Below are 20,830 nucleotides of genomic sequence, written 5' to 3'. Positions count from 1 at the left end.
CACCGCCCGCCCGTTCCATCCACCGGAATGAACGGGCGGCGGACGTCCCGGCTCGCGTAGATTGCCGCGTGACATCCGAATGAGGACGACGCAGGTGACGGCGGTACAGGTGACAGTGGCAAGGCAGTACGTGACGGAAGCCCGCAGGATCGTCGTCAAGGTCGGATCGTCCTCACTGACCACCGCGTCCGGGGGCCTCGACGCCGACCGGGTCGACGCCCTCGTCGACGTCCTCGCCAAGGTCCGCAGCGGTGGCGAGAAGGAGATCGTGCTGGTCTCCTCCGGCGCCATCGCCGCCGGCCTCGCCCCGCTCGGCCTCACCCGCCGCCCCAAGGACCTCGCCCGCCAGCAGGCCGCCGCCAGCGTCGGCCAGGGCCTCCTGGTCGCCCGCTACACCGCCTCATTCGCCCGCTACGGCGTACGCGTCGGCCAGGTCCTGCTCACCACCGACGACACCAGCCGCCGCGCCCACTACCGCAACGCCTACCGGACCCTCGACCAGCTCCTCGCCATGGGCGCCCTGCCGGTCGTCAACGAGAACGACACCGTCGCCACCGACGAGATCCGCTTCGGCGACAACGACCGCCTCGCCGCGCTCGTCGCCCACCTCGTCCGCGCCGACCTCCTGGTGCTGCTCTCGGACGTCGACGGGCTCTACGACGGCGACCCGTCCAAGCCGGGCACCTCGCGGATCGCCGAGGTCGCCGGTCCCGAGGACATCGCCCATGTCGAGATCGGCTCCGCGGGCAAGGCCGGGGTCGGCACCGGCGGCATGGTCACCAAGGTCGAGGCCGCCCGGATCGCCGCCGCCGCGGGCATCCCCGTGGTGCTCACCTCCGCCAGCCGCGCCGCCGACGCCCTGACGGGCCGCGACACCGGCACGTACTTCCACCGCACCGGCCGCCGCTCGGCCGACCGGCTGCTGTGGCTCGCCCACGCCTCCACCCCGCAGGGCCACCTGACCCTGGACGAGGGTGCCGTACGGGCCGTCGTCGAGGGCAAGAAGTCACTGCTCGCGGCCGGGATCGCCGCCGTCGAGGGGGAGTTCGTGGCCGGCGACCCGGTCGAGCTCCGTGACACCGAGGGCCGGGCCGTCGCCCGCGGCCTCGTCAACTTCGATGCCAAGGAGATCCCCCGGATGCTCGGCCGCTCCACCCCGGAGCTGGCGAAGGAGCTCGGGCCGGAGTACGAGCGGGAGGTCGTCCACCGGGACGACCTGGTCGTCGTCAGGACCTGAGGCCGGGGCTCGGTGCCCCGGGTGGCGCGGGGTGGTGTTCGACGTGTGGGGAAACGGCTGAAACTCCGGCCATCCGGTAGAGACCTTTACCAAAACCGCCCCACATGGCGTCTCGGGCTGGTCAACTTTGTCTCGGGGGTAAGACAAGGCGGGGTACAGCACCACACGCATCAAACAGGAGGCCGCCGGTGAGACGAGCGCGCCCAGGGGCACTGCCCCGCGGGACTGCCGAACGCGCCCTGACCAGTGTCGAGGCCGGAGCCGACTTCGACGACGACGGCCAGGGCACCGAGACAGCTGAGGCACGCGGTGAGGAGCGGGCGGTGGACGTCGCCTCGAAGCTCTGGCACATCACCCTCAGCGTCTCGGGGGCCGAGGCCCCACTGAAGGAGGTCAGGCGCGCGCTGGAGCAGCTGGCCCACGACCATCCCTTCCTGCTGACCAGTCGCTACGCCAATGATCACGCCGAGATCCGCTACTGGGAAGAGGCCCGTGACCTGCACGATGCCGCGGCGGTCGCGCTGCGGCTGTGGGGCGAGCACCGGCAGACCGCCAAGTTGCCGCCCTGGGAGATCGTCGGCCTGGAGGTCATCGACCGCGAGACCTACCACCAGCGCATCGCCGAGGGATACGGCCCGCCACCGGCCGCGCCGGTGGGGGTCCACCCGTACTGACACCGGTACGGAGCGGCGCCTTTCCCCCCCGGAGGCGTCTCGGAGGGTGTCTCAGAGCCGTCTCGGAGCCGTCTCGGAGTGCGGGATACGTACGGGATACGTGCGGGATGTCCGCGGGGGTGCCAGTACCCTGCGGACATGACCTCGCTCACGCCCCTCGACAACCTGTCCCCGGTCGCCCGGGCCGCCTACCAGGCCCGTGGGGCCGCCGCCGAAATCGCGCCACTTCCGCGCGCGGCGAAGGACGACGCCCTGCTCGCCATCGCGGACGCCCTGGAGGTCCGCACCGCCGAGATCATCGAGGCCAACGCCGAGGACGTCGCCCGCGCCCGCGAGGCCGGCACCAGCGAATCCATCATCGACCGCCTCACGCTCACCCCGGAGCGGGTCCGGGCCATCGCCGCCGACGTACGGGACGTGGCCGCGCTGCCCGACCCGGTCGGCGAGGTCGTCCGCGGCTCGACCCTCCCGAACGGCATCGACCTGCGCCAGGTCCGCGTCCCCCTCGGCGTCGTCGGCATCATCTACGAGGCCCGGCCGAACGTGACCGTGGACGCGGCCGCCCTCTGCCTCAAGTCCGGCAACGCCGTGCTGCTGCGCGGCTCCTCCTCCGCGTACGCCTCCAACACCGCCCTGGTGAAGGTCCTGCGCGACGCCGTCGGCGGCGCCGGCCTGCCCGCCGACGCCATCCAGCTCGTCCCCGGCGAGTCCCGCGACTCGGTACGGGAGCTGATGCGCGCCCGCGGCCTGGTGGACGTCCTCATCCCGCGCGGTGGCGCCTCCCTCATCCGTACGGTCGTCGAGGAGTCCACCGTCCCGGTCATCGAGACCGGCACCGGCAACTGCCACGTCTACGTCGACGCCCAGGCCGACCTGGACATGGCCGTCGACATCCTGATCAACTCCAAGGTCCAGCGGCCCAGCGTCTGCAACGCCGCCGAGACCCTCCTCGTCCACCAGGACATCGCCGAGGCCTTCCTGCCCCGCGCGCTCGCCGCCCTCGCCGACGCCGGCGTCACCGTCCACGCCGACGAGCGGGTCCTCGCCCACGCCGAGGGCGGCAAGGCCACCGTCGTCCCCGCCACCCCGGAGGACTGGGAGACGGAGTACCTCTCCTACGACATCGCCGCCGCCGTCGTCGACTCGCTCGACAAGGCCGTCGAACACATCCGGCTCTGGTCCTCCGGCCACACCGAGGCGATCGTCACCACTTCGCAGGCCGCCGCCCGCCGCTTCACCCAGCTGGTCGACTCCACGACGGTCGCCGTCAACGCGTCCACCCGCTTCACCGACGGCGGCCAGTTCGGCTTCGGCGCCGAGATCGGCATCTCGACGCAGAAACTGCACGCCCGCGGCCCCATGGGACTGCCCGAGCTGACCTCCACGAAGTACATCGTCACCGGCGACGGCCACACCCGGTAGCACCCCCGATTCCCCCGTTCGGCCTCGCTCCCGCGGGGCCGCGGGGGACTCGGACGCCCAGGGATGCTTCGCACTCTCCCTGCCCAAAACCACCTCCCAGGTCTACTCTGAGAACGTGCCGGACGACGTGGGGGGCAGGCCGTTCCCGGACGGCGGGGACCCCGAGAACTCTGACAACCGCGGGGGCGCGGACGACGACTTCGCCACCGTGGTGTTCGACGAGGACTTCGTACGGGCGGCCGAGGTGCACGAGCCGTCCGCCGTCGAACGCCTCCTGGCCGCCGCACAGGCCCGCGCCGAGGCGGAGGCCGCCCGCGCCCGGGCCGGCGGCGTACCGGGCGACGACGAGTTCCACGAGGACGGCTACGACCCCTTCGCCGGTCCCTACGGGGACGGGCACGACGACCCCGACGACGACTCCGGGCCGTACGGACGCCACGGCGGCGCCCTGCGCCCCTACCGGGGCAGCGCCCGCTGGCACCGGCCGGTCGCCTGGGTGCTCGCCCTCGTGATGGGCGTCGGCATGGTCGCCCTCGCCTTCACCGCCGTCTACCGCGGCGCCTCCGCCAATCGCCAGGACCAGGTCCCCGCGCCCGCCACCACCGGTATCGACAAGCCCCGCGCGGTCCCTCCCGCGGTCACCGCCCCTTCCCCCTGAACCCTCTCGGCCGGGGGAGGGCCGTGCGTGGAACCCTCCGGGGTGGGGGGAGGGCCATGCGTGGAACCCTCCGGGGCGGGGGGAGGGCCATGCGTGGGAATTCTTCCGAACTTGTCGTGTACCTGGGCGTTTACCAGGGCTTCCGCGGACCTACTCTGAAGGTATGGCAGGGCGTGGCGACCCGCCTGAGGGGCCGGTACCCGACCCCGGCGGTGGTGAGGACGAGTACCGATCCGTCGTCTTCGACGAGTCGTTCGTCCGCGCTGCCCGGCTCCAGGAGTTCTCCGCCGAGGAGCGGATGGGCGAGCACTCCCAGGCCGTGCGGTCCCGCTCCACCTGGGAGGGCGGAAGCGGCTCCCGCCAGGCCGTACTGCTGGTGTTGGTGATCCTCCTCGCCTTCGGAACGGCCATCTATCTCGGTGTGCGCAACCCCTATCAGCCCCCGATGGACCAGCGCGCGGAACCCCTGCGGATCGCTCTGGTCCCGCTGGCCCCCCAGGACCCGGTGACGGGCGGTGAACCCGCCCAGCTGTTCGCGCGCAGCCCTGCTGCCGCGTACCGCAGCGGAGCCGCCGGCATCAACCTCCCGGTCACCGGACGCACCACCCACTTCTCGGAGAGCCAGGTGGTGACCGCCCTGACCATCGCCAAGGACTACCTCGTGGCCTCCTCGCTGGAGCCCGACGTACTGGCGGGTGTGACCGTCCGTCCCGCCCGGCTGCTGCTCGACCCCGACCAGCTGGCGCAGTTCGACCGGAGCGTCGAGTCCTCGCTCGACGACGGCCGCCACGCGGTCTCCGGCTGGCTGGTGCGCTTCGATCCGGCCGAGGTCGCCCTCGCCGATCCCTCGGTCCGCGTCCAGGGCATCCTCCGCTTCGCGGAGACGGGCACCGACATGCTGGAGGTCACCGCGGACCACACGTTCACCTACGCCCTGCGCCCCGCCGCCTCGGGCCCCGGCCCGGTCGGTCAGGCGTCCCTCTTCACCGTCCACCGGGAGATGCACTTCCGCTTCGACCGCGAGGACCTGCGGATGCACCGAGCGGAGTTGCTGACCAGCAACGTCGAGGCGGGCCCACAGGCATGCGGCCCCGACACCAGCGGGTCCTTCCGGCCACTCCTGGCGGGCGAGCGGACCCCCTCCTCCGGCGACCCGGCGGTCACCGACCCGTACGCCACGGGCCGGCCCGCCGTCTCCTCGCTGTGCGGGACCCTGGCCCCGAGCGCTCAGCCCTCGCTCTGACCCTTGCCGCTCTCGCCGCTGCCGTCCTGGCCGTCACCGTCGCTCCGGCCCGCGCCGTTCTGACCCCCACCGAACCGGCTGCGCAGCTTGCCGCCCAGATCGCCCGCCAGATCGCCCGCGCCGCCGGCTATGTCACCGACCAGCTTCATCAGCGGATCCTTGCTGGTGCGCACCGATTCGGCGTAATGCCCGGCCGATTCCCGGAAGGCGTCGGTCACCGAGGTGTCCTTGTCCTCCGAGCGCCGCGGGTAGTGCCCGTCCATGATCCGCTGGTACTCGCGGGTCTCGGCCCACTTCTTCAGCTCGGCCGCCCGAACGGTGGTGAACGGGTGCGAGCGCGGCAGCATGTTGAGGATCTTCAGGACGGAGTCACGCAGGTCGCCGCCCTTCTCGTACTCGTCGGCCTGGGCGAGGAACGCGTCCACGTTCATCTCGTGCAGGTGGTTGCCGCCGGCGATCTTCATCAGACCACGCATCGAGGCATGGAGATCCTGGCCGACCAGCAGACCCGCCCGGTCCGCCGAGAGCTCGGACTTGCGGAACCACTCCCGCAGCGCCGTCACGATCGCCATGATCGCGACGTTCCCAAGCGGGATCCAGGCGACCTTGAGCGCCAGGTTGGTGAGGAACAGCAGGATCGTGCGGTACACCGAGTGGCCGGAGAGGGCGTGGCCCACCTCATGGCCGACGACCGCCCGCATCTCCTCCTCGTCGAGCAGCTCCACGAGCCCGGTGGTGACCACGATGATCGGCTCGTCCATGCCGATGCACATCGCGTTCGGCTTCGGGTCCTGGGTGACGTACATCGGCGGGACCTTCTCCAGGTCCAGGATGTAACAGGCGTCCCGCAGCATGTCGTTGAGGTGCGTGAACTGCGCGTCGCTCACCCGCACGGAGTCGGAGAGGAAGAGCAGGCGAAGACTGCGCTCGGGCAGCAGCCCGCTCAGCGCCTTGAAGACTGTGTCGAAACCGGTGAGCTTGCGCAGGGCCACGAGCGCCGAGCGGTCGGCCGGATGCTCGTAGGCCCGTGAGGAGATGCCGGGGAAGCGCTTGCGCTGCCTGCTCGGCACGTTCCCGTTTCCGTTGTCGGTCTTCTCGGTCATGGATGCCCCCTGGTTCGTACGAGACCTTGCTCGTCCCCCTGATCGAAACCCAGCCTAGGCGCTGGGCCCACCGAGTGCCGGAGCCTGTGGATAACTCGGGCGCGGTGGACGACCGTGGGGTACGACCGCCGTGAGAACGACTGAGTCGGCGTGAGCGTGCCCGGACGGCCCGCATACGATGTGCGCGAAGTCTCCGCTCCCATCTCCGATCGATAGGTCCTGCCGAAGATGAGCCTCCACAGCACCGCCGCCAACCTGGTCTCGCTCGCCGAGGGCGCCGCCGAGCACGGCGGCAACCACGACAGCCTCAACCCGTACCTCACCGGCTTCGGCGCGCTGGGCGCGCTGCTTCTGCTGCTGTGGATCACCACGCGCTTCAACCGCGACCGCTGAGCCGGCGACCGCGGATCGGACGTTCGAAGCGGTGCCAGTAGGCTCTGCACGCATGGGAGAGCAGGAAGTGCCTACTGGCGCCCGCGGCAAGCGCCGACTCGGGGTGATGGGCGGAACGTTCGATCCGATCCACCACGGACACCTGGTGGCCGCCAGCGAGGTGGCCGCCCTGTTCCACCTCGACGAGGTGGTGTTCGTGCCGACCGGGGAGCCGTGGCAGAAGAGCCACAAGGCCGTATCGGCGCCCGAGGACCGCTATTTGATGACGGTCATCGCCACCGCGTCCAACCCGCAGTTCTCGGTCAGCCGCATCGACATCGACCGCGGCGGGCCGACGTACACCATCGACACCCTGCGGGACCTGCGCTCCCTCAACAGCGACTCGGACCTCTTCTTCATCACCGGGGCCGACGCGCTGTCGCAGATCCTCACGTGGCGCGATGCGGAGGAGCTCTTCTCGCTCGCCCACTTCATCGGCGTCACCCGGCCGGGCCATGACCTCACGGACGACGGACTGCCCAAGGGCGGGGTCTCGCTCGTGGAGGTTCCCGCGCTCGCGATCTCCTCCACCGACTGCCGGGCGAGGGTCGCGCAGGGCGACCCGGTCTGGTATTTGGTGCCGGACGGCGTGGTGCGCTACATCGACAAGCGCCAGTTGTACCGCGGCGAGTGAGCCTCGGAGAGGGGCACCGGTGAACGATCAGAACCCGTACGACCCGTACTACCCGCAGCCGCAGATCATCGGCTACGACGAGTACGGGCAGCCGGTGTACCAGCAGGTCCCACCGCAGGCACAGCAGCCGTACGACCCGTACGCCCAGCAGCGTCCGGCGCAGCAGCAACCGGGCGGGCAGCAGGGGTACGGCTACGACGCCTACGGGCAGCCGGTCCACCCCCAGCAGGCTCAGCAGCCGCAGCAGGCTCCCTACGACCCGTACGGGCAACAGCAGCAGCACGGATACGACCCGTACGCCTCGTACGACACCGGGCAGCAGTGGGCCGTGCAGGGAGATCCCGCGCCCGCCGCCCAGCCGCCGGCACCCGCACCCGCACCCGCCTCCGTGGCCGCTCCCGCGGGCGTGCCCGGTCAGCGCCCCGCCCCGGACGACGGCGGCGACGACCGTGCCTACCGCACCGAGCAGTTCTCGTTCATCGAGGAGCCGGACGAGGACTCCGAAGACGTCATCGACTGGCTGAAGTTCACCGAGAGCCGCTCCGAGCGCCGCGAGGAGGCCAGGCGGCGCGGCCGCAACCGGGTCGTGGCCCTGGTCGTGGCCCTGGTCCTCGCCGCCGTCGGCGGAGTCGGCTACCTCTGGTCCGCGGGCAAGCTCCCCGGCATGTCCGCCGAGGAGCAGAAGCAGAACACCGCGACCGGACCGCAGAAGCGGGACACGATCGTCGTCCATCTCCACGACACCAAGGGCGGCGGCACCAGCACCGCCCTGCTCGTGGACAACACCACGACCAAGCAGGGCACCACCGTCCTGCTCCCCAACGCGCTCTCCGTCGCCAACGACGAGGGCTCCGCCACCACCCTCGCCAAGTCCGTCGAGGACGACGGCTCCAGCGGCACCCGCGAGGCCATCGGCAACCTCCTCGGCGCGAAGATCACGGGCACCTGGCGGCTCGACACCCCGTATCTGGAGAACCTCGTCGAGCTGGTCAGCAACATCGACATCACCACCGACACCGACGTGCCCAGCGGGAAGAAGGGCGAGGCCCCGCTCGTCACGAAGGGCGAGAACCAGACGCTCAACGGTCGCGCGGCCGTCGCCTACGCCACGTACCGCGGGCCCGGCGAGGCAGAGGCGAAGCAGCTCCAGCGCTTCGGGCAGGTCCTCTACGGAGTGCTGCGGAAGATGTCCGACGACCCGCAGGCCGCCACGGTCACCGTCGAGACGCTCGCCCAGATCCTCGACCCGTCCCTGCCGGAGAAGGACCTCGGCGCCTCGCTCGCGAAGCTCGCCGAGCACGCCAAGGGCGGCGACTACAAGACGGCGCTGCTCCCGGTGGAGGAGGACGGCTCGCTGAGCGAGGGTGCGGCGGACAGCGTGGTCAAGGACATCCTCGGCGGCAAGGTCAGCGCCCCCGACCAGGGCAGCGCGGTCCGTGTCTCGATCCGGGACGCCAGCGGCAAGGACGCGACCGAGGCCGCCAGGGTCGTCCTGATCAACGGAGGCTTCGCCTTCGTGGGCGGGGCCAAGGCGGAGACCGTGGAGACCTCGCAGGTCCTCTACGGTGACGACGCCCAGAAGACGACCGCCGGCGAGGTGGCCAAGACCCTGGGCCTGCCGGCGAGCGCGGTCAAGAAGGGCAAGGCCGGCGGAAGCGGCGATGTCACGGTGGTTCTGGGCCGGGATTACAAGATCCCCGAGCGCGGAGAGTGATCCGGTTATAAGGGTTTGCGGGGTGGTCGGCGGTACGTGAGACCCTTGATGTGTCTCTGACCGCCGACGAAAGCCTGCTTGTGACCGCCACGGATCGCTCCATCGAGCTCGTCAACGCCGCCGCCCAGGCGGCGGCCGACCGGCTCGCGCACGACATCATCGCGTACGACGTCAGTGATGTGCTGTCGATCACCGACGCCTTCCTGCTCGCCTCCGCGCCCAACGACCGCCAGGTCAAGTCGATCGTCGACGAGATCGAGGAGCGGCTCAACAAGGAGCTCGGCGCCAAGCCGGTGCGCCGTGAGGGCGACCGAGACGCCCGCTGGATCCTCCTGGACTACGTCGACATCGTCGTCCACGTCCAGCACAGCGAGGAGCGTGTCTTCTACGCCCTGGAGCGGCTCTGGAAGGACTGCCCCGAGCTGCCGCTGCCCGAGGACGCCCTGAAGACCCGCGGCAAGGCCGCCGAGCACGCCGCGCTGACGGGTGCCGCCGACGAGACGGACGGTGAGCTGAGCTGAGCACCACCAAGGGCGGCAGCGGCCGCCGTATCGTCCTGTGGCGTCACGGCCAGACCTCGTGGAACCTGGAGCGCCGCTTCCAGGGCTCCACGGACATCGAGCTGACCGAGACCGGCGTCGCCCAGGCGCGCCGGTCCGCACGGCTGCTCGCCTCGCTGAGGCCCGACGCGATCATCGCCTCCGACCTGAAGCGGGCGGCGGCCACCGCCGCCGAGCTCGCCGGCCTCACCGGCCACCCCGTCGCGTACGACTCCGCCCTCCGCGAGACGTACGCGGGGGAGTGGCAGGGGCTGACCCACGACGAGATCGTGGCGCGCTACGGCGATCAGTACGCGGCCTGGAAGCGCGGCGAGCCCGTGCGACGGGGCGGCGGCGAACTGGAGACCGAGGTCGCCGACCGGGCCGCTCCGGTGGTCCTGGAGCACGTCGACAAGCTGCCCGACGACGGCACGCTCGTCGTGGTGAGCCACGGCGGCACCATCCGCACCACCATCGGTCGGCTGCTCGGCCTGGAGGCGCATCACTGGGAGAGCCTCGGCGGGCTCTCCAACTGCTGCTGGTCCGTTCTCGGCGAGGGCGCCCGGGGTTGGCGGCTCCTGGAGCACAACGCCGGCACGCTGCCCGAGCCGGTCCTCGGCGACGACGACTGAGCTGCCTCCTGGCCCGGATTTCACTTTCCGGCAGGTCGCAGGCTAAAGTTCTTCTTGTTCGCAGCGCGGAGCGCGAAGGACACGAGGGGCTATAGCTCAGTTGGTAGAGCGCCTGCATGGCATGCAGGAGGTCAGGAGTTCAATTCTCCTTAGCTCCACAGTCACCGAATCCCGTCCCCACCAGGGGGCGGGATTCGTCGTTTCGCGCGGCGGTCCCCCACCCGGGGCTCGCCCCCAGGGGCCGGATTCGCGCTCGTCCTCGGCACACTCACCTCGGCCGGCCGCATACGCCGGTGGCGCATGACTCCGCCGCAGCGCCGTCGGCGTGCGCCCTGGCCTCGGCGGTCGCATCGATCTTGGCAGCATCGGCCGACCTGGTAGGCCGAGCGCGCTGACCCCCTTGCGTGGCCATGGCAGAATCGGACGGCCGGAGGGGACCGAGGGTCCGGACGGGAGGGAGTGTGCGATGGCCGCGAGCGGTGCCCGGGGTGCCGAGACGGATGCCGTCGCCGAGCCCCCAGGAGGCCGCGCCACGGCCCACGGGGCGGCCCATGAGGCCGGAGCCCCGCCCGCCTGTCCCCCGTGCGGTTCCGCCCGGGTCGTCCACATGCTCGGCGACAACGGCGGAGTGTCCCTCGTGTGCACGTCCTGCGGCCACAGCTGGAGCTGATTGATGGGTGCACACAGGCGGAAATGCGACTGGTGCGGCAGTGGTACGCCCATCGTCCGCGACATGGACCCCGTCAACGCCGAGTACCAGTACTGGTGCGAGGAGTGCGCGCGGGCGCTGATCATAAAAGGCGACCCCATCGAGACCTACCGCGAGCTCGAAGGGGAGCCGATCTACGGACGGCTGCTCGACGAGCACTGCACCCTCAAGCGCTTCTACTCCTTCGCCACGGCCTGACGCCACCGGCCGAGGCCGTACCCCAGGAACAGGGCGGTCGCGGTCAGCGGATAGATCGCCGAGAGCAGCATCTGGCCGGGGTTCTGGTCGAGTTCGGGGCGACCCGGGTCGTGCGGGACCCACCACAGCGCGAACGAGGCGAAGGCCAGCGCCACCGCCACCACCGCCCACCGGGGCCGTACGCGATCCCGACGGTCCACCAGCATGATCAGCAGCGGCACGCACCACACCCAGTGGTGCGACCACGAGATCGGGCTGATCATCAGCGCCGTCACCGCACAGACGATCACGGCCAGTGCCTTGTCACCGCGCAGCGCGGCCCGCACCGCGAGCACCATGGCCGCGCCACCGAGCAGGGCGGCGACCACCGCCCACCACAGGCCCGGGTCGTCGGTGTGCATCAGCCGCGCGAGCACCCCGCGCACCGACTGGTTGGCGGTCTCCTCGGCGAAGCCGACCCGGCCGGTCTCGAAGAGCTTCTCGGTCCAGAAGCGCTTGGAGTCGTACGGCAGGAGCAGCGCGCTCGTCAGGGTCGCCCCGAGGAACACCGCGACGGCCGTGGCCGCCGTCCGCAGCCACTGGTTCCAGCCCTTCTCGCGGCGCCACAGGAGCAGGCCGGCGGCAAGGAGGAGGACGACGAACAGGCCGGGTGTGAGCTTCACCGCAGTCGCCAGGCCGATGCCCAGGCCCGCCCAGCGATTGCCCTCGCGGCGTGTGAAGTCCCACAGCACCGCCACCGCGACGAGCAGGTTGATCTGCCCGTACCGCAGCGTCGTCCACACCGGCTCGCACCAGACCACGACCGCCGCCACCCAGAGCGTCGCCCGCCACAGCCGCTCGCGGGACAGGGAGGGGCGGACGAGCTGCAGGGAGAGCTGGACCAGCGCGACCACGAGGAGGAGGTTCCCGGCGGTCGCCAGCGTCCGCATCAGCGGAACACCGACGAACGTGAGCGGGACGAACAGCAGCCCCGCGAAGGGCGGATAGGTCATGGCGAGATTCGCCGAGGTGGCGCGCATCGCGTAGAGGTCGCCGCCGGCCCGGACGGTCTCCCCCTCCGCCCGGTAGACCATCACGTCGAGCATGTTCACGTGGGCGAGCCGTTGCGCCACCCAGAAGGCTATGAACGACACGAGGCAGGCCGCCACGGCGGTGGCGAGAGGCCGCTGGCGGGCACGGGTTCTGGCAAGCACGGACACGGTCACAGAGGGGGACCCTACCCGCCGGTCCGGGACCGTCCGGGAAACGATTTGGTGATCCCCAGGGGGGCCGGTTAATGTTCTGTCTGTCGCCGCGGGGGAAACCCGGAACGGGGCGGACAGCACGGGGCTATAGCTCAGTTGGTAGAGCGCCTGCATGGCATGCAGGAGGTCAGGAGTTCAATTCTCCTTAGCTCCACAGAAAAGAAGCGGATCATCCGAATCGGATGATCCGCTTCTTCGTGTTCGGGGGCTCAACCCCTGCCGCTCCCCAGCGCCTTACGGCCCGTGCCCGGCGGCAGGGCCGGCCGCTCCTGGGGAGGCTGCTCGATCCGGAGCGCCAGCGCGGGACAGCGGCGTACGGCTCGCTGGGCCCGCCCCTGAAGGTGCATCGGCACGGAGGCGTCGGCGAGCACGGGGTAGCCGTCCGGCCCCAGCCGGATCAGCTCCGGGACGATGTCCGCGCAGAGACCGTGGCCTTGGCACAGCGTCCAGTCCACGGCCAGCTTCTCGCCGCTCGGGATCGACTCCTCCGCGTCCTGGTAGCCGGGGGCGGGGAGCGGCAGCACGCCGACGGTCGGGCGCCCGCAGCCGCCGTCGAGGACATGGGCGGCCAGATCGTCCGTGAAGGCCGAGAGCGTCGACGAGAAGAAGCGGGCCGAGCCGTCCGGGTGCTTGCAGGCGCCCCGGCCCTTCACCGCCTGGGTGACCTCCCGCAACGCCTCCAGGGCGGCGGGACCGCCGCCGTTCAGCACGTCGGAGAGGCCACCGGCCGCCGCGGGCAGGCCGAGCCGGCACGGGCCGCACTGGCCCGCGGTCTCCGCCGCGAGCCAGCTCGCGATCCGCAGCGACTCACCGAGCGGGCAGGTCCCGGGGCCGATCGGCAGGATCGCCCCGGCGCCCAGGGAGCCGCCGACGGCCGCCAGGGAAGCCCGCGAGACGACGGCGTTGTCGACGGCCGCGGAGTCGATCCAGTTGCCGTGGTACCCGCCCGTGAGGACGCCCTGCGGCAGCGGTGGGGCCCCGGCCAGCTGGAGCACGTACCGCAGCGGGACGCCCGTCGGGACTTCGATCACCATGGGCCGCGCCACCGCTCCGGAGAGCGTCAGAAGCACCGTGCCGGGCTCCGAGTCCAGGCCGCTGTGGCCGTAGCGGCGCGGACCGATCCGGGCGGCCACGGCCAGCTGCGCGAAGGTCTCGGCGTTGGACAGCAGGGTGGGCGCGCCGCCCACCCCGGACTCCGCCGCCCGCTCCCGACGCCCGGCCGGCAGCGCGGGCCCGCCGCCCGCCGCGCGGATCACCGCCGACGCCTCCCCGGAGACCATGCGCTCGGGAGTCCGGACGACACGCGCGCGCAGAGGCTGTCCACGGCGGTCAGACAGGCCCCGCTCGGCAAGGGCCGACCGGATGGAGATCTCCGTGGAGTTACGGGTCACGGCCACGATCAGCGTCCGGGCCCCGAGCGCCTCGGCCGCCAGCAGGGCGCCGTCCAGGATCAGATGCGGGGCCCGGTTGAGCAGCACCGTGTCCTTCCGGCAGGCGGGTTCGCCCTCGCTGCCGTTGACCACCACCACGGGACGCACCCCGCGGCGGATCGCCGCCTGGGCCACGGCCCTCAGCTTGCGGCCGAAGGGAAAACCGGCTCCACCGCGCCCGTGGAGGGATATCTCCTCGGCGAGCTGGGCGAGCCGCTCGCCGTTCATGGGATCCAGCGGCCCGTGCACCTTCAGGTGCATCTCCAGACCGAGCCGCTCGACCAGGTCGAACCCTTGGGTGAGCTGCGGCAGCCCGACCACGCGGACCTCGGGCACGTCGGGGAGCGGAGCGTTCACGGTCGGTCTCCTGCGGGGGCGGTCCAGGGCTCACCCGCGGGAGGCGGGGTGGAGTAGGTCGGCATCGGGGGCGAGGGCGTGGGCCAGAACCCGGGGCGCAGGGTGGGGTCGGGGACGACGGGGATCTCCTCGGTCATGGGGACGCGTTCGGCGAACGGAGCGCCGCCGGAGGCGTACGGGTCGGGGCCGGGGGCCTGGGCCGCGCGGGACACCGCGCGGTAGGCGGCCGAGAAGCCGGCGGAGGAGCCGGGGCCGGTGGTCGGGACGGCCTGGGGAGCCGCCTCGTAGGGCGTGGGAGGGCAGGGCGGGGGAGGGGGCGCGTAGAGCCGGCTGCTCGGCACGGGGGGCGGGAGAGGCGCGAGAGGAGGGAGATGAGGGCGGCCGGTGGGCCGGTCCAGCCATTCGGCGGACATGGTGGGCCGCCCGTGGCCGCCGCCCTCCTCCTCCGTCCCGGAGATCCCGGCGGTGGCCTCGGCCGGGGTCTCGGCCGAGGCCGTCGGGGCGTCGCCCCGAGGCGCCCGGGCGGTGCCTTCCAGGGACGCGAGGAGCCCGGTGAGCCGGTCGGCGAGCGCCCGCTGCGTGGGGGCGGGCAGCATCCGGAACGAGACCGCCGCGGCGACGGCGGTCAGTGTCAGGCCGTACATGACGACGACCCAGGTGGCGGCGGGCCGGCCCGCGTACAGACCGTGGACCAGGGCGAAGCACCACGCCGGGTACGCCAGCATGTGCAGCGGCCGCCAGCGGGCCGCGAAACGGCTCCGGCCCGCCAGAGTGCTGCGCAGGGCGCCCGTCGAGGCGGCGACGACCATGAGGAGCCCGGCGAGCGAGCCGAAGCCGATGAGCGCCGAGGTGCCCGTGACGCCGAGGCCGAAGGGGATCAGCGCGCCGATCGGCTCGACATGGCCGAGGGACACCTTGACGGTGCCGTGCAGCAGCAGGAAACCGAGGGAGGCGACCGCCGTGGCGCGGTGGACGCCCTGCGCGAGCAGCCGATGACGTGGGGAGAGCAGCAGCCGGTCGGTGGCGAGCAGGCCCCAGCCGACCGAGGCGGTGAGGGACACCAGCGACAGCACGCCGCTGGTGAAGTCGAGCGCGGCCCGGAAATCGTCGCTGCCGCCGATGGCGAGCAGCGGAATGATCACCAGTGCCGCGACGGAAATCCCGCCCTGAACCGGCCGGCTCAAACCGGTTCGCAGGGCGGGAGAAGAGCGGATCGTGCGATGAGGGTTCATGGGGGCGACTCCGAATGGTGCGGATAAGCGGTCCCGTTGCCGCATGCTAAGTCGCTCCATACCGGCTGGTAGGGGGTTTGCGCGTTTCCGAGGCGGTCGCTCCGTTACTGACTCTGGGGTTGCCCTGGATAAGGTCGATACGCGGAGTAACCCGGCGGCTCGGGCCGCTCCGGATCCGCCGACCGGAACGTCGGTGCGGCCCGCTCGGGCCCTGCGGTACCCTGGCGCCATGCGTGCCGTACGCCTTCTGCTTAGCGAGCCGCGCTGATCAGTCCCGACGGATGAAAGATCCGGTCGGAATCGGCGCGGCGTCCCCTCCTGTGCGAGGGGATTTTTCATTTCGTGGCAGTGCAGTTCGCGGGCAGTGGGCAGAGACGATCGATGGAGCTTCAAGGATCATGAGCGAGATGAATTCGGCTGCCGAGACGGCGGCCCCGCATCGTTATACGGCGGTCATGGCCGCCGACATCGAGGCACGCTGGCAGGACTTCTGGGACGCCGAGGGCACCTACGAGGCGCCGAACCCCACGGGTGACCTGGCGGGCGATCCGGCGATCGCCGCACGGCCCAAGAAGTTCATCATGGACATGTTCCCGTATCCCTCGGGCGCGGGTCTGCACGTCGGCCACCCGCTGGGCTACATCGCCACGGACGTCTTCGCCCGTCACCAGCGCATGACCGGCCACAACGTCCTGCACACCCTGGGCTTCGACGCCTTCGGCCTGCCGGCCGAGCAGTACGCCGTGCAGACGGGCACGCACCCGCGCGTGTCCACCGAGGCCAACATGGAGAACATGAAGGCCCAGCTGCGCCGGCTGGGCCTGGGCCACGACAAGCGCCGGTCGTTCGCCACGATCGATCCGGAGTACTACAAGTGGACTCAGTGGATCTTCGTTCAGATCTACAACTCCTGGTACGACGACGAGGCGAAGAAGGCCCGCCCGATCGCCGAGCTGGTCGAGCAGTTCGAGAACGGCACCCGTGAGGTGCCCCGTACGGCCGGCGCCGCCGCCACGCGCGCGTGGAGCGAGCTGACCGCCGCCGAGCGCGCCGACGTCCTGGGCGAGTACCGCCTGGCCTACGCCTCGGACGCGCCGGTCAACTGGTGTCCCGGCCTGGGCACCGTCCTGGCCAACGAGGAGGTCACCGCCGACGGCCGTTCCGAGCGCGGCAACTTCCCCGTCTTCAAGGCCAAGCTGCGCCAGTGGAACATGCGCATCACGGCCTACGCGGACCGCCTGCTGGACGACCTGGACGCGCTGGACTGGCCCGAGGCCATCAAGCTGCAGCAGCGGAACTGGATCGGCCGCTCCGAGGGCGCCCGCGTCGACTTCCAGGTCGGTGACGCCGGTGCGATCACCGTCTTCACCACCCGTCAGGACACCCTGTTCGGAGCCACCTACATGGTGCTGGCCCCGGAGCACGACCTGGTCGAGAAGATCGTCCCGGACGCGTGGCCCGCCGGCACCCACGACGTGTGGACGGGCGGACACGCCACCCCGGCCGACGCAGTCGCCGCCTACCGCAAGCAGGCCGCCTCCAAGTCCGACGTCGAGCGTCAGGCCGAGGCCAAGGACAAGACCGGTGTCTTCACCGGTGCGTACGCGACCAACCCCGTCAGCGGCGAGCAGGTCCCGGTCTTCATCGCGGACTACGTCCTGATGGGCTACGGCACCGGCGCGATCATGGCCGTCCCGGCGCACGACACCCGTGACTTCGCCTTCGCGCGCGCCTTCGAGCTGCCGATGCGCTGCGTCGTGGAGCCGTCGGACGACCGCGGCACCGACCCGTCGACGTGGGACGACGCCTTCTCCTCGTACGAGGCGAAGCTGGTCAACTCCTCGAACGCGGACGTGAGCCTGGACGGCCTGGGCGTCGTCGAGGCCAAGGAGCGGATCACCGCCTGGCTGGCCGAGCGCGGCATCGGCGAGGGCACCGTCAACTTCCGGCTGCGCGACTGGCTGTTCAGCCGCCAGCGCTACTGGGGCGAGCCCTTCCCGATCGTCTACGACGAGGACGGCGTCGCGCACGCGCTGCCCGAGTCGATGCTGCCGCTGGAGCTGCCGGAGGTCGACGACTACTCCCCGCGCACCTTCGACCCGGACGACGCGGACACCCGGCCCGAGACGCCGCTGTCCCGCAACGAGGACTGGGTCAACGTCACCCTGGACCTGGGCGACGGACCGAAGAAGTACCGCCGCGAGACCAACACCATGCCCAACTGGGCCGGTTCCTGCTGGTACGAGCTGCGCTACCTGGACCCGCACAACTCCGAGAAGCTGGTCGACCCGGCGATCGAGCAGTACTGGATGGGTCCGCGCGAGGGCATGCCGACGGGCGGCGTCGACCTGTACGTCGGCGGTGCCGAGCACGCCGTACTGCACCTGCTGTACGCGCGGTTCTGGTCCAAGGTGCTGTTCGACCTGGGGCACATCTCCTCGGCCGAGCCGTTCCACAAGCTGTACAACCAGGGCATGATCCAGGCCTTCGTCTACCGCGACGCGCGCGGCATCGCCGTGCCGGCGACCGAGGTCGAGGAGCGTGACGGCGGTTACTGGTACCAGGGCGAGAAGGTCAGCCGCGTCCTGGGCAAGATGGGCAAGTCCCTGAAGAACGCGGTCACCCCGGACGAGATCTGCGCCGAGTTCGGTGCGGACACCCTGCGCCTGTACGAGATGGCGATGGGCCCCCTGGACGTCTCCCGCCCGTGGGACACGCGCGCGGTGGTCGGCCAGTACCGGCTGCTGCAGCGCCTGTGGCGCAACATCGTCGACGAGGCGACGGGTGAGGCCACCGTCGTGGACACCGATGACGCCGACATCGACGCGGACACGCTGCGCGCCCTGCACAAGGCCATCGACGGTGTCTCGCAGGACATGGCGGCCATGCGCTTCAACACCGCCATCGCCAAGGTGACCGAGCTGAACAATCACCTGACCAAGACGGGCGGCGCGCTCTCGCGCTCGGTCGCCGAGCGTCTGGTGCTGCTGGTCGCCCCGCTGGCCCCGCACATCGCCGAGGAGCTGTGGCGCAAGCTGGGCCACACCGACTCGGTCGTCCACCAGGACTTCCCGGTCGCCGACCCGGCGTACGTCGTGGACGAGACAGTGACCTGCGTCGTGCAGATCAAGGGCAAGGTCAAGGCGCGTCTGGAGGTCTCCCCGTCCATCACGGACGCGGAGCTGGAGGCGCTGGCGCTGGGCGACCCGAACGTGGTCGCCGCCCTGGGCGGTGCCGAGATCCGCAAGGTGATCGTGCGGGCCCCGAAGCTGGTCAACATCGTCGCCTGACGCCTCGGACGCATAGGGGATATCACCTACGGGCAGGTTGGGGGTTCCGATGGAACCCTCGGCCTGCCCCTTCCGTTTACCGTTGAGGGACGACAACCGAGGAAACTCGATCCACGCCGGAGGGGCGCACATGGAAGCCGCGATTGTGATCATGGCGCTGCTCTTCGTCGCGTTGGTGGCACTGGGGGTCTACGCCACCGTGAAGGTGGTCAAGGCCGCCAAGCGCGGCGTCGACCGCACCATCGACCAGGCACGGCGGACGGTCGAGGACACCACGCTGCGTGCCAAGAGCTACGGACAGGGTGGCGTCGCGGGTGAGCTGGCCCAGCTGCGGCTCTCACTGCGCACCTCGATGCGCGCGACACAGGACGCCCTGCAGGCCCGCGTCGCCGAGGACGCCTCCCTGAGGGAGTCCCTCGACCTCTTCCGCCGGCTGAGCGCCCACGGCCAGGAGCTGGACGAAGATCTCAAGCGGCTGGAGCGGGAGCCGGACCGATCGAGGGTGGCCGGACAGCTCGGCGACCTCCGCAAGCGCACGGAGCAGATCACACAGTCCGCGGACTCGCTTCGGTGGGCGGCCAGGGACCGGGCGCGGAAGTTCGCCGAGGACGACCTTTCTTCCCTGAGCACGCAGATCGACATGGAGGCGGGCGCGCTGCGCCACTGGTCGGAGCCTGCCGCCCAGGACCCAGCGTCGCGTGATTTCTCGTGGCCCGATGCCGGCGCCGCCGCGCCGGGCGCCGAGCGGGGGCAGGTGTGGCCCGCGGACGCCGAGGCGGAGGCCGCACCGGGTCCGCGACCGGATGGGCGTTCCGACGCGCAGGGGGACGGGCGACCGGATGCGCAGGCCGGTGGCGCCCAGGGGCAGCAGCCGCCGCAGGCGATCACGGCGCGCGATCCGCGTCAGGCCGCTTATCCGTGGGAGAAGTCGGCGCGTCCCGAGACCACCACCTGACATCCCGGGGCCCGCACGGGCGGAACGGATGATCAACGAGCGAGGGCCGGGCTGCCATGCGGCGGCCATGACGGGTAACCTCCCGGTCATGTCCCGGCATGTCGCGATCGTCACCGATTCCACGGCCTACCTGCCACCCGAGGCGATGGAGCGGCACGGCATCACCGCGGTCCCGCTCACCGTCGTCATCGGCGACCGGGCGCTCCAGGAGGGGACCGAGATCTCGGCCCGCTCCCTGGCCCAGGCGCTCCAGAAGCGGCGGTCGGTGACCACTTCACGGCCGAGCCCCGAAGTCTTCGCGGAGACCTATCGCGCGGCCGCCGAGGCCGGTGCGCGGGGAGTCGTCTCGCTGCATCTCTCCGCCGAGTTCTCCGGTACGTACGACGCCGCCGTGCTGGCGGCGAAGGACGCCCCCGTACCGGTCCGGGTGGTCGACACGCGGATGGTGGGCATGGCTCTCGGTTTCTGCGCGCTCGCGGCGGCCGAGGTCGTGGACGCGGGCGGCTCCCTCGACGAAGCGGTCGCCGCCGCGGAGAAGCGCGCGGCGGGGACCTCCGCGTTCTTCTACGTCGACACTCTGGACTACCTCCGCAGGGGCGGCCGGATCGGAGCCGCGCAGGCGCTGCTCGGCTCCGCGCTCGCGGTGAAGCCGCTTCTCCAGCTCGACGGAGGGCGGATCGAGCTGCGCGAGAAGGTACGGACGGCGTCGAAGGCGATCGCCCGCCTCGAGGAGATCGCCGTGGAGCGGGCTGGTTCCGGAGCGGTGGACATCGCGGTGCACCACCTCTCCGCGCCCGAGCGGGCCGCCGTCCTGGCCGACCGGTTGCGCGAACGCCTGGCGGGGATCGAGGAGTTGCGGGTCAGCGAGGTGGGCGCGGTGATCGGAGCGCACACGGGACCCGGGCTGCTCGCCGTCGTGATCTCGCCCCGCTGACAAGCGGCCCTCCCTCGTGTGAGTGACGGGTTTATCCCCAACCGGCTGCTCCTCCACGGAAATCGAGGCGTCTCAGCGGGTTCGGACAGGTGTACCTACCGTCCTGTCCATGGCTCTTCACACGGATACCGCAGCAGGTGACCCCACCCGGACCCACGACGTGACACGCGACGCGCCACGCAGCGCGACGCCG

Annotated in this window: 18 protein-coding genes and 2 tRNA genes; 16 read left to right on the top strand and 4 right to left on the bottom strand. The window is 71.2% G+C overall.

The window, feature by feature from the left end; translation table 11 throughout:
* Positions 1 to 109 precede the first annotated feature (109 nt).
* The 5 genes from proB (at position 110) to ACZ4VW_RS14280 (ending at position 5,234) form a co-directional block, all read left to right on the top strand.
* Positions 110 to 1,237 (top strand): glutamate 5-kinase, encoded by a 1,128-nt coding sequence (proB, locus tag ACZ4VW_RS14300; protein WP_467962505.1) that lies wholly within the window; start codon positions 110 to 112, stop codon positions 1,235 to 1,237.
* Positions 1,238 to 1,425: 188 nt separating this feature from the next.
* A complete protein-coding gene (locus ACZ4VW_RS14295; RefSeq protein WP_467961994.1) occupies positions 1,426 to 1,911 on the top strand; it encodes a hypothetical protein in 486 nt (161 codons plus the stop codon).
* Between the two features lie 138 nt (positions 1,912 to 2,049).
* Complete coding sequence (locus ACZ4VW_RS14290) at positions 2,050 to 3,333, top strand: glutamate-5-semialdehyde dehydrogenase (protein WP_467961992.1); 1,284 nt, start codon at positions 2,050 to 2,052, stop codon at positions 3,331 to 3,333.
* Positions 3,334 to 3,448: 115 nt separating this feature from the next.
* Positions 3,449 to 3,991 (top strand): SCO2584 family spore wall biosynthesis protein, encoded by a 543-nt coding sequence (locus ACZ4VW_RS14285; protein ID WP_467961990.1) that lies wholly within the window; start codon positions 3,449 to 3,451, stop codon positions 3,989 to 3,991.
* A 163-nt stretch (positions 3,992 to 4,154) separates the two neighbouring features.
* Positions 4,155 to 5,234 carry an SCO2583 family membrane protein gene (locus tag ACZ4VW_RS14280; RefSeq protein WP_467961988.1) on the top strand — a complete coding sequence of 360 codons (1,080 nt, stop codon included), beginning with the start codon at positions 4,155 to 4,157 and terminating at the stop codon, positions 5,232 to 5,234.
* Here the strand turns inward: ACZ4VW_RS14280 and ACZ4VW_RS14275 are convergent.
* Entirely contained in the window at positions 5,219 to 6,337 is a 1,119-nt protein-coding gene (locus tag ACZ4VW_RS14275; RefSeq protein ID WP_467961986.1) for a M48 family metallopeptidase, read from the bottom strand. The two genes, ACZ4VW_RS14280 and ACZ4VW_RS14275, sit on opposite strands and share 16 nt — an antisense overlap.
* A 228-nt stretch (positions 6,338 to 6,565) precedes the next feature.
* Here ACZ4VW_RS14275 and ACZ4VW_RS14270 point away from each other — a divergent pair, with 228 nt between their 5' ends.
* The 7 genes from ACZ4VW_RS14270 to ACZ4VW_RS14240 all read left to right on the top strand — a co-directional run bounded on the left by ACZ4VW_RS14270 (position 6,566) and on the right by ACZ4VW_RS14240 (position 11,195).
* Complete coding sequence (locus tag ACZ4VW_RS14270) at positions 6,566 to 6,730, top strand: hypothetical protein (protein ID WP_329120641.1); 165 nt, start codon at positions 6,566 to 6,568, stop codon at positions 6,728 to 6,730.
* A gap of 52 nt (positions 6,731 to 6,782) precedes the next feature.
* Positions 6,783 to 7,403 carry a nicotinate-nucleotide adenylyltransferase gene (gene nadD / locus ACZ4VW_RS14265; protein ID WP_467961984.1) on the top strand — a complete coding sequence of 207 codons (621 nt, stop codon included), beginning with the start codon at positions 6,783 to 6,785 and terminating at the stop codon, positions 7,401 to 7,403.
* A 19-nt stretch (positions 7,404 to 7,422) separates the two neighbouring features.
* On the top strand, positions 7,423 to 9,117 hold the full coding sequence (locus tag ACZ4VW_RS14260) for an LCP family protein (protein WP_467961982.1): 1,695 nt from the start codon (positions 7,423 to 7,425) through the stop codon (positions 9,115 to 9,117).
* Positions 9,118 to 9,197: 80 nt separating this feature from the next.
* The gene (rsfS, locus tag ACZ4VW_RS14255) at positions 9,198 to 9,638 is read left to right on the top strand and encodes a ribosome silencing factor (protein ID WP_383554842.1); all 441 of its coding nucleotides are present in this window, start codon (positions 9,198 to 9,200) and stop codon (positions 9,636 to 9,638) included.
* Complete coding sequence (locus ACZ4VW_RS14250; RefSeq protein WP_467962503.1) at positions 9,635 to 10,288, top strand: histidine phosphatase family protein; 654 nt, start codon at positions 9,635 to 9,637, stop codon at positions 10,286 to 10,288. The genes rsfS and ACZ4VW_RS14250 overlap by 4 nt, the downstream gene beginning before the upstream one ends.
* An 85-nt stretch (positions 10,289 to 10,373) precedes the next feature.
* A tRNA-Ala gene (locus tag ACZ4VW_RS14245) sits at positions 10,374 to 10,446 on the top strand.
* Positions 10,447 to 10,961: 515 nt separating this feature from the next.
* Positions 10,962 to 11,195 carry a hypothetical protein gene (locus ACZ4VW_RS14240; protein ID WP_260226316.1) on the top strand — a complete coding sequence of 78 codons (234 nt, stop codon included), beginning with the start codon at positions 10,962 to 10,964 and terminating at the stop codon, positions 11,193 to 11,195.
* Here the strand turns inward: ACZ4VW_RS14240 and ACZ4VW_RS14235 are convergent.
* Positions 11,174 to 12,400 (bottom strand): glycosyltransferase 87 family protein, encoded by a 1,227-nt coding sequence (locus ACZ4VW_RS14235; protein WP_467961979.1) that lies wholly within the window; start codon positions 12,398 to 12,400, stop codon positions 11,174 to 11,176. The genes ACZ4VW_RS14240 and ACZ4VW_RS14235 overlap by 22 nt on opposite strands.
* 120 nt (positions 12,401 to 12,520) lie before the next feature.
* Between ACZ4VW_RS14235 and ACZ4VW_RS14230 the strand changes: the two genes are divergently transcribed.
* A tRNA-Ala gene (locus tag ACZ4VW_RS14230) sits at positions 12,521 to 12,593 on the top strand.
* 55 nt (positions 12,594 to 12,648) lie between these two features.
* Here the strand turns inward: ACZ4VW_RS14230 and ACZ4VW_RS14225 are convergent.
* Together ACZ4VW_RS14225 and ACZ4VW_RS14220 are read right to left on the bottom strand one after the other, a co-directional pair.
* Positions 12,649 to 14,226 (bottom strand): NADH-ubiquinone oxidoreductase-F iron-sulfur binding region domain-containing protein, encoded by a 1,578-nt coding sequence (locus ACZ4VW_RS14225; RefSeq protein WP_467961977.1) that lies wholly within the window; start codon positions 14,224 to 14,226, stop codon positions 12,649 to 12,651.
* The gene (locus ACZ4VW_RS14220; protein ID WP_467961975.1) at positions 14,223 to 15,368 is read right to left on the bottom strand and encodes a hypothetical protein; all 1,146 of its coding nucleotides are present in this window, start codon (positions 15,366 to 15,368) and stop codon (positions 14,223 to 14,225) included. The genes ACZ4VW_RS14225 and ACZ4VW_RS14220 overlap by 4 nt, the downstream gene beginning before the upstream one ends.
* Positions 15,369 to 15,856: 488 nt before the next feature.
* On the opposite strand from ACZ4VW_RS14220, the gene leuS reads away from it, so the two are divergent.
* From leuS to ACZ4VW_RS14205, 3 genes are all read left to right on the top strand, one after another.
* On the top strand, positions 15,857 to 18,748 hold the full coding sequence (gene leuS / locus ACZ4VW_RS14215; RefSeq protein ID WP_467961973.1) for a leucine--tRNA ligase: 2,892 nt from the start codon (positions 15,857 to 15,859) through the stop codon (positions 18,746 to 18,748).
* A gap of 130 nt (positions 18,749 to 18,878) precedes the next feature.
* The gene (locus tag ACZ4VW_RS14210) at positions 18,879 to 19,703 is read left to right on the top strand and encodes a hypothetical protein (RefSeq protein WP_467961971.1); all 825 of its coding nucleotides are present in this window, start codon (positions 18,879 to 18,881) and stop codon (positions 19,701 to 19,703) included.
* Positions 19,704 to 19,791: 88 nt separating this feature from the next.
* Positions 19,792 to 20,637: a DegV family protein gene (locus tag ACZ4VW_RS14205; protein WP_467961969.1), complete on the top strand. Its 846-nt coding sequence runs from the start codon at positions 19,792 to 19,794 to the stop codon at positions 20,635 to 20,637.
* Positions 20,638 to 20,830: the final 193 nt, after the last annotated feature.

The organism is Streptomyces sp. NPDC029139 (assembly GCF_055564335.1).
The sequence above is the reverse complement of the archived record's forward strand: the minus strand, read 5'-3'. Positions and strand labels throughout refer to the sequence as shown.

Excerpts from the sequence above, each read along its gene's own strand:
- ACZ4VW_RS14290 (WP_467961992.1), top strand. The coding sequence starts at position 2,050 with ATGACCTCGCTCACGCCCCTCGACAACCTGTCCCCGGTCGCCCGGGCC.
- ACZ4VW_RS14280 (WP_467961988.1), top strand. The coding sequence starts at position 4,155 with ATGGCAGGGCGTGGCGACCCGCCTGAGGGGCCGGTACCCGACCCCGGC.
- ACZ4VW_RS14275 (WP_467961986.1), bottom strand. The coding sequence starts at position 6,337 with ATGACCGAGAAGACCGACAACGGAAACGGGAACGTGCCGAGCAGGCAG.
- ACZ4VW_RS14270 (WP_329120641.1), top strand. The coding sequence starts at position 6,566 with ATGAGCCTCCACAGCACCGCCGCCAACCTGGTCTCGCTCGCCGAGGGC.
- nadD (WP_467961984.1), top strand. The coding sequence starts at position 6,783 with ATGGGAGAGCAGGAAGTGCCTACTGGCGCCCGCGGCAAGCGCCGACTC.
- ACZ4VW_RS14240 (WP_260226316.1), top strand. The coding sequence starts at position 10,962 with ATGGGTGCACACAGGCGGAAATGCGACTGGTGCGGCAGTGGTACGCCC.
- leuS (WP_467961973.1), top strand. The coding sequence starts at position 15,857 with ATGAGCGAGATGAATTCGGCTGCCGAGACGGCGGCCCCGCATCGTTAT.
- ACZ4VW_RS14210 (WP_467961971.1), top strand. The coding sequence starts at position 18,879 with ATGGAAGCCGCGATTGTGATCATGGCGCTGCTCTTCGTCGCGTTGGTG.
- ACZ4VW_RS14205 (WP_467961969.1), top strand. The coding sequence starts at position 19,792 with ATGTCCCGGCATGTCGCGATCGTCACCGATTCCACGGCCTACCTGCCA.